Origin of the sequence: Neptunitalea chrysea (genome assembly GCF_027924145.1) — a bacterium.
Taxonomy (GTDB): domain Bacteria; phylum Bacteroidota; class Bacteroidia; order Flavobacteriales; family Flavobacteriaceae; genus Neptunitalea; species Neptunitalea chrysea.
The window spans coordinates 39,905-47,696 of sequence record NZ_BRVP01000023.1 but is presented as its reverse complement, the minus strand read 5'-3'; the positions used below and the strand labels follow the sequence as shown (position 1 = coordinate 47,696).

Below are 7,792 nucleotides of genomic sequence, written 5' to 3'. Positions count from 1 at the left end.
TTTTACTCTTAAAAGATAAATTAACTACTCGCTAATCGAGATGAAATACTTCGTGGGCTTACCCCGAAAAGCATATTAAAAAAATAGAAAAGCCGTTAAGATATTATTACTTAACGGCTTTTTTATTTTACACTTAAATATAAGAAGCACTCTTATAACCTAAAACTCAAGCTATATAATTCAACTTCAAAACTTCTACATCAATTGCTCGTACTAGCATCATAAAGTCTAATAACAACTTTTTCCTTAATTCACTTAAAATATCCTCCCTCATTAGAGCAATATCTAAATTCCTAGTAGCTTAAAAACCTGCAATAAGATCACCAGTACCTCACACACCACTAACTAAACGCATCATTACTTTATTTCTTAATAGAATTGTAGAACTTGTTAACACCAAATACTTGAAGACATAAAATACAGCCATAACAATTAACACTGAAAAATCACTATAAATAACATAAGTGCTATCATATTTAACAAAAAAAGGCTTTCCTATCGGAAAGCCTTTAAAGTATATTTTTCTTCGTAAATTAATTTGCCTCAGCAACAACTTCGAAATTAAAATCTACTACAACATCTCTATGTAATCTTACTGCTGCAGTATATTTACCGGTTCTTTTAATAGTTCCACCAGCAACATTGATAAATTTCTTTTCAATGGTGTGACCTTCTTTAGCAAAAATATCAGCTAAATTAGCATTCGATATAGATCCAAAAAGTTTATCAGTTCCTCCTGTTTTAGCAGGAATCTTAACTTCTAAAGCTTTAAGTGCTTCAGCAACTTCTTTAGCTTCAGCAACAATCTTTTGCTCTTTAAATGCTCTTTGTTTTAAGTTTTCTGCTAAAACTTTTTTAGCTGACGGTGTAGCTAAAACAGCAAACCCTTGAGGAATTAAATAATTACGTCCGTAACCATTTTTAACTGTTACAACATCATCTTTAAAACCTAAATTCTGTACGTCTTGTTTTAATATAATTTCCATTTCGTCTGCTCCTTTATTATTTTAACAAATCACCAACATAAGGCATTAACGCTAAGTGACGAGCTCTTTTAACAGCAGTAGCCACTTTTCTTTGATACTTTAAAGAAGTACCTGTTAAACGACGAGGTAAAATTTTACCTTGCTCATTTACAAACTTCATTAAGAAATCAGGATCTTTATAATCTATGTATTTAATACCAGATTTTTTGAAACGACAATACTTTTTAGTTTTGTTAGTTTCTATGTTAAGAGGAGTTAAATATCTAATTTCTCCGTCTTTTTTCCCTTTCGCTTGTTGTTCTATAGATGACATAATTCTTAAGCTTTAGCGTTTAATTTAGTTCTTCTCTTTTCTGCCCATGCAACAGCATGTTTATCTAACTTCACAGTTAAATAACGCATAATGCGCTCGTCTCTTCTAAACTCTAATTCAAAATTATCAATTGCTTCTCCAGCAACTTTAAACTCAAATAAGTGATAAAAACCACTTTTTTTGTTTTGAATTGGATACGCTAATTTTTTAAGTCCCCAATCTTCTTTAGATACAAACTCTGCACCTTTCTCAATTAAGAAATCCTCAAACTTCTTAACTGTTTCCTTTATCTGTGTATCAGATAAAACGGGATTCAAAATGAAAACAGTTTCGTAATGATTCATAATATGTAAAATATAATTTATTTTTAAGATTGCAAAAGTAAGACATTATACTGAATTAGCAAATTAATATCCACTTTTAGTAAAAAAAAGCGTTAGCAGATACTTTTGATTGTTTTTGTAATCTTTTTTTAGTAAAATTGTTATTAAAATAAAAGCTAAACATCACCCGTAATTATATATATGAATCTAGATTGTATCATAGTTGATGATTCCGCTATTCAGCGTATCGCTATATCTAAATTAGTCTCGAGCCATCCCTCGCTAAATTTGTTAGCCGAATACTCTAATGCGATGGACGCTAAAAACGCTTTGAAGAATCAGAAAACTGACCTTATTTTTCTGGATATTGAAATGCCTATAATTAGTGGATTTGATTTATTAGAGTCTTTAAAAGAACCTCCTCAAATTATTTTAATTACAGGAAAGGCAGAGTATGCTCTGAAAGCTTTTGAATACGACGTAACAGACTATTTACACAAACCTGTTAAAAAAGAACGTTTTGATTTAGCTGTTAAAAAAGCTATTGCCCAATACGAACTCAAAAACAACAAAGGCTTTACAGATGACGATGAACACATATTTGTAAAAAGTAATCTAAAGAAAAGAAAAGTGTACCTCGGTACTATTAAATGGGTAGAAGCATTAGGTGATTATATAAAACTAGTTACAGACGAAGCAAACATTGTGGTACTATCTACAATGAAATCATTTGATGACGAATTACCTAAAGATCGTTTCTTGAGAATACACAAATCGTATATTGTAAATTTGGAAAGAGTTCAAAATTTTAATAGTAAGAATGTAGAAATAGAAGGCTCTCAGCTTCCATTAAGTAGAAATAAAAAAGTTGCTTTAACACAAGCTCTCGAAGACCTTCAAAATTAATAAGGATCTATATTCAAAATTACACGCACGCTTTTAAACTCGGCTATAGCTTCAAAACTAGTTTGTATCTTACCAATAACTCCTTTTGTTTTTTGCAAAGAATATTGGGGTGGTATTTTTAACAACACATGCTTCAGGTATTGATTTCTTATTCTGGAAACAGGTGGAAATTCAGGACCTAAAACATGTTGTTTGAAGCTATTTTTAAGTGACGTAGCAAACCAGTCTGACGCCTTGTTTACCTTGTTATAATCTTTATCCTTAAAAGTAATTTTAATGAGCTTATAAAATGGAGGATACTTAAACGTATAACGTTCATTCAACTGCTCTTTACTCATCCCCTCGTAATCATTTACAGTTACCTGCTGCAATATTTGATGATACGGATTATACGTTTGTATTAAAACCTTACCCCTCTTTTGAGTTCTACCTGCCCTACCCGATACTTGTTGCAATAACTGAAAACTTCTCTCATGTGATCTAAAATCAGGGAAATTAATTAAATTATCAGCATTCATAACTCCAACTAAGGTAATATTTCTAAAATCAAGACCTTTGGCTACCATTTGGGTGCCTACAAGAATATCTATTTCTTGCTGCTCAAAAGCTGTAATAATCTTTTCATAGGCATGCTTACCTCTAGTTGCATCTAAATCCATACGAGCAACGGCTGCTTTTGGAAACAACTCTTTAAGCTCCTCTTCTATTTGTTCGGTACCAAATCCTTTTGTATCTAACTCACTACTGCCACACGATAAACATTTTAACTGCATAGCCATATGATAACCACAATAATGACATCGTAACTGGTTCTTATATTGATGATAAGTTAAACTTACATCACAATTAGGACATTGTGGTGAATATCCGCATGTATTACATTCTAAAATAGGCGCATAACCTCTACGATTCTGAAATAATATAATTTGCTCCTTTTCTTCTAGAGTAGCCTCTATTTCCTTTATGAGTCGTTCAGAAAAATGCCCTTTCATTCTTCTTTTCCTATGCGCTTCTTTTATATCTACCAATTCCATATCTGGCATCAACACATCTCCAAACCTCCTGGTTAATGATACATACCCGAATTTTTGCTGAGTAGCATTATAATATGTTTCTAAACTTGGAGTTGCCGATCCTAACAACACTTTAGATTTATGCAATGATGCTAAAACTATAGCAGCATCTCTAGCCTGATACCTAGGTGCAGGATCATATTGCTTAAACGTTACCTCGTGCTCCTCATCTACCACAACCAACCCTAAATTATTAAAAGGTAAAAACATTGCAGAACGGGCTCCAATAACAATTTTAGCTTTTGGCTTATCATTCAACACATTATTCCAAACCTCTACACGTTCATTTACAGAATACTTAGAATGAAATACACTTACTTGCTCACCAAAATAACTTTGAAGCCTATAAATTAACTGCGTTGTTAGCGCTATTTCCGGCAATAAATAAAGTACTTGCTTACCACTAGCAATAACTTCTTCTATCAATTTTACGTATACTTCGGTTTTTCCTGAAGAAGTAACTCCATGTAAAAGCGTAACCATATGTTTATTGAAAGATTCCTTTATTTCGGATAATGCAGTTTCTTGATAAGAATTTAAAGTACTAGACTTCAAATCTTCAGTCCCTCCCTTATAAATAACCCTATCTTGCTGTAAATGAAATTCTTCTAAAATATTTTTGGAAACCAACGACTTCACAACGGCGGAACTAGCTCCTGATTTAGCAGTAAGTTCTGAAACCTTGACAGATTTCTTAGTTGCTGCACTTAATGTAAATAAAGCCAACACTACTTCTCGCTGTTTTGGCGCCCTTGAAAGACTACCTAGCAACTCATGCAACGCTTCCTCTGTAGTATATTGAGAATGCAGTTTCACAAATCTAACCAACTTAGGTTTATACTGTTCCTGAATCTCTTCTTTTAATGTTATGATTCCTTGCCCAAGCAACCTTTTAATGATTGGTAATATTGTTTTTTTGTCGGTTATAGAAATTATATCCTGTATAGTTAGTACCGACTGGTATTGAAGAGCCTCATAAACCAAAAAATCATCATCTTTTAACACATGCTCATCTACTTCTACCTCTCGATTTAAACATATGGTAGTTTCACTTTCTAACAACAATGCTGAAGGCACAGCTGCCCTATACACTTCTCCTATAGCACACATATAATACGATGCTATCCATTGCCATAATTGTAATTGAACTTCATTTACAATAGGCTCATCGTCTAGTATTTGATGTATCTCTTTAGCTTCATAATGTAATGGAGGATTTTGATGAACCTTATATGCTATGGCCGTATATATTTTTGATTTACCAAACGGAACCGCAATTCGCATTCCTTGTTTTATAAAATCTGCTTCTACTTTCGTAATGGTATACGTAAAAAATCGTTCAACAGGTATAGGTACTATTACATCTACAAAATAAGGCATTCACATAAAATTTACATCAGTTTAAACGATACCAGGTTTGTGTTCTATAAAAAAAGGCTAAATACCCTCTAACATATAACTTGTTAGTATCGTTTTTATCTAACCAAAGTTTACAACGATACAAACTTCCTGAATCCGGATTTAATATTTTACCTCCGGTATAAGAATCACCCTGCTTTTCCATATTCTCTATAACAACCATACCCTCTACCTTTTCCCCCTCTCTATAGTCATCACATTCACTACATATAGCATTTTGCTTTTCAGGATCTAGCAGCTCCACTATTCTACCGTAAACCTTATCATTCTTTTCATAAATCTTCACTACGCATCGCTCTTTACCATTCTTATCATCTACCATTTTCCAGGTACCAATAACCGTTTGAGCATAAGTACTACCAACCATTAATATGGCAAGCACTACAAATACCATATTTTTTAAAACCATAAATTACTGTTTGTTTTTCAGGCTTTTCAGCGAAGCATTCAGCTCATACCCTAGCAGTAAAAGATTAGAGTTTAACCAGATATACAGCATAAAAATTAATAACGCACCTATAGATCCGTACAACTCATTATAATTGTTAAAGTTTTCTATGTAAATACCAAATAAATATGTAGTAACAACAATTAAAATAGTTGTAAATAATGCCCCTGGCGAAAAAAACCTAGATTCTTTTCCGTCAACAGTACCAAAATAATACAAAATGGACATAGATAGATAGGTTATAACAATAAATAACAAAACTTTCACAATTGTCACACCAATCTCATCACTACTCACATAACCATAATCAGTAAGGTTTTGTACTACATAAGTTTCCAAATCAACTTCAAAATATATAAAGACAGCTACAAAACTTAAAAACAAAAACGACAACATTAACGCAACCATTACCGCCATTAAATATTGTCTAAAATAGTTTCGTTTTTCTTTTAAATGATATGAGTTTTCGAATCCTCCAAAAATAGCATTAATCCCATTGGCCATTAAAAATATAGATAGCACGAAAACCGAAGAAAGCAACCCTCCTCTTTTTCTATTTGCAATATCTTCAAAAACCGGATCGAAAAAATTAGCAGTTTTAGGTGGTAGTAAACTTTCTATGAACGCTAAAAAATTGTGCTGAAAATCTTCTACAGGCACATAAGGTATCAGGTTCATTAAAAAAAGTAAAAATGGAAAAATAGCAATAAAAAAACTATACGAAATAGCTGCTGCTCTATAAGAAAGTGCTCCCTTTGCAATGCCAAGAATATACATTTCAAGAACATCATATAATGATATTCCTTCTAACGCCTTTATTTTAACCTTTTTTAAAAGACTAACTATAGTTCTAAGAACAGGAATCTTTTGAAGTTTACTTTCTACAGCTTCAGACATGATTATATTGCTTTTAAGCTTAAATCCATATTATAAATTGAATGCGTTATGGCTCCTGAAGAAATAAAATCTACTCCACATTCTGCATATTGTCTAATTGTATCTTCATTAATATTACCAGAAGATTCGGTTAAGCATTTATCCCCAATAAGGCTAACTGCCGTTTTAGTATCTTCAAAAGTGAAATTATCTAATAAAATCCTATAGACTCCATCACTTTTTAAAATTTCTTCAACCTCTTGCAAATTACGTGCTTCTACAATAATTTTCAAATCTTTATGAATATCATCTAAGTAACTTTGCGTTTTAGCAATAGCCTCTGTAATTCCTCCTGCAAAATCAATATGATTATCTTTTAGCATTATCATATCGTATAACGCAAATCTATGATTTACACCTCCTCCTATTTTTACTGCCCATTTTTCAAGCGCTCTAATACCCGGAGTAGTTTTTCTGGTATCTAAAAGTTTTGTATTTGTACCATCCAATAAGTCTACAAAAAACTTCGTTTTGGTAGCAATGGCACTCATACGTTGCATTGCATTTAAAAGCAAACGCTCTGCTTTTAATATAGATTGAGATGAACCTGAAACATAAAACACAATATCACCACGACTCACTTTCTGTCCGTCATGTATAAAGGTTTCTGTTTCTAGTAAAGGATCTACATAACTCAACACCATTTTAGCAAACTCAACTCCAGCAATAATACCTTCGTCTTTTACTAATAATTTTGCTTTTCCGGAAGCACTAGAAGGAATACAAGCTAACGAACTATGATCGCCTTCTCCTACGTCTTCTCTCATGGCATTTGAAATAATTATGGATAACTCATCATGAAATTGAGTCTCTGAAATCATGCTTTTAGTATTTACAGCTAAAGTAAAAAAATTCTTGTTTATAAAAAGCCTAAAGACACTATTAAAAGCTTCCGTATATTTGCATTATGAATATTAAGATTTTAGCCATTGGAAAAACCGACAGTCGCGAGCTACAAGAGTTGATTGATATATACACCAAACGACTCAACTTTTATGTAAAATTTCAAATAGACATTATTCCAGACATTAAGAATAGTAAAAACCTTAGTGAAGCACAGCAGAAAGAAAAAGAAGGTGACGAAATTTTAAAACGACTTCAACCGACAGATTTACTGGTTTTACTCGACGAAAAAGGAAAAAACTTCACTTCAGTTCAATTTGCTGACTATTTACAAAAGAAAATGAATGCCGGAACCAAACAGTTAGTTTTTGTTATTGGTGGCCCCTACGGCTTTTCTGAACAAGTATACAAGCAAGCACAAGGGAAAATATCATTGTCTTTAATGACATTTTCACACCAAATGGTCAGACTTTTTATTACCGAACAAATTTACAGAGGCTTCACTATTTTACGTAATGAACCTTATCATCACCAATAATTTTTTG

The 7,792-nt window shown here is 32.4% G+C and carries 9 protein-coding genes; 2 read left to right on the top strand and 7 right to left on the bottom strand.

Annotation, left to right across the window (positions count from 1 at the left end):
• Positions 1-533: 533 nt before the first annotated feature.
• From rplI to rpsF, 3 genes are read right to left on the bottom strand one after another with little or no spacing between them, the layout of a single operon-like run.
• Positions 534-986, bottom strand: a complete 453-nt coding sequence (gene rplI / locus NBRC110019_RS14255; RefSeq protein ID WP_281755968.1) for a 50S ribosomal protein L9 — start codon at positions 984-986, stop codon at positions 534-536.
• Between the two features lie 16 nt (positions 987-1,002).
• Positions 1,003-1,302: a 30S ribosomal protein S18 gene (gene rpsR, locus NBRC110019_RS14250; protein WP_281755972.1), complete on the bottom strand. Its 300-nt coding sequence runs from the start codon at positions 1,300-1,302 to the stop codon at positions 1,003-1,005.
• 2 nt (positions 1,303-1,304) lie between these two features.
• Positions 1,305-1,643 carry a 30S ribosomal protein S6 gene (rpsF, locus tag NBRC110019_RS14245; RefSeq protein WP_281755966.1) on the bottom strand — a complete coding sequence of 113 codons (339 nt, stop codon included), beginning with the start codon at positions 1,641-1,643 and terminating at the stop codon, positions 1,305-1,307.
• Between the two features lie 180 nt (positions 1,644-1,823).
• Between rpsF and NBRC110019_RS14240 the strand changes: the two genes are divergently transcribed.
• Positions 1,824-2,528 carry a LytR/AlgR family response regulator transcription factor gene (locus NBRC110019_RS14240; protein ID WP_281755964.1) on the top strand — a complete coding sequence of 235 codons (705 nt, stop codon included), beginning with the start codon at positions 1,824-1,826 and terminating at the stop codon, positions 2,526-2,528.
• Here the strand turns inward: NBRC110019_RS14240 and priA are convergent.
• Genes priA through nadC form a run of 4 tightly spaced genes read right to left on the bottom strand, consistent with a single transcriptional unit; the run spans position 2,525 to position 7,225 of the window.
• On the bottom strand, positions 2,525-4,981 hold the full coding sequence (gene priA / locus NBRC110019_RS14235; RefSeq protein ID WP_281755962.1) for a replication restart helicase PriA: 2,457 nt from the start codon (positions 4,979-4,981) through the stop codon (positions 2,525-2,527). The two genes, NBRC110019_RS14240 and priA, sit on opposite strands and share 4 nt — an antisense overlap.
• A 16-nt stretch (positions 4,982-4,997) precedes the next feature.
• Entirely contained in the window at positions 4,998-5,429 is a 432-nt protein-coding gene (locus NBRC110019_RS14230) for a DUF2147 domain-containing protein (protein WP_281755959.1), read from the bottom strand.
• Between the two features lie 3 nt (positions 5,430-5,432).
• Positions 5,433-6,365: a YihY/virulence factor BrkB family protein gene (locus tag NBRC110019_RS14225; protein ID WP_281755957.1), complete on the bottom strand. Its 933-nt coding sequence runs from the start codon at positions 6,363-6,365 to the stop codon at positions 5,433-5,435.
• 2 nt (positions 6,366-6,367) lie between these two features.
• Positions 6,368-7,225, bottom strand: coding sequence for a carboxylating nicotinate-nucleotide diphosphorylase (nadC, locus tag NBRC110019_RS14220; RefSeq protein ID WP_281755955.1), 858 nt, complete (start codon positions 7,223-7,225; stop codon positions 6,368-6,370).
• Positions 7,226-7,311: 86 nt separating this feature from the next.
• Here nadC and rlmH point away from each other — a divergent pair, with 86 nt between their 5' ends.
• Positions 7,312-7,785: a 23S rRNA (pseudouridine(1915)-N(3))-methyltransferase RlmH gene (gene rlmH / locus NBRC110019_RS14215; protein ID WP_281755954.1), complete on the top strand. Its 474-nt coding sequence runs from the start codon at positions 7,312-7,314 to the stop codon at positions 7,783-7,785.
• Positions 7,786-7,792: the final 7 nt, after the last annotated feature.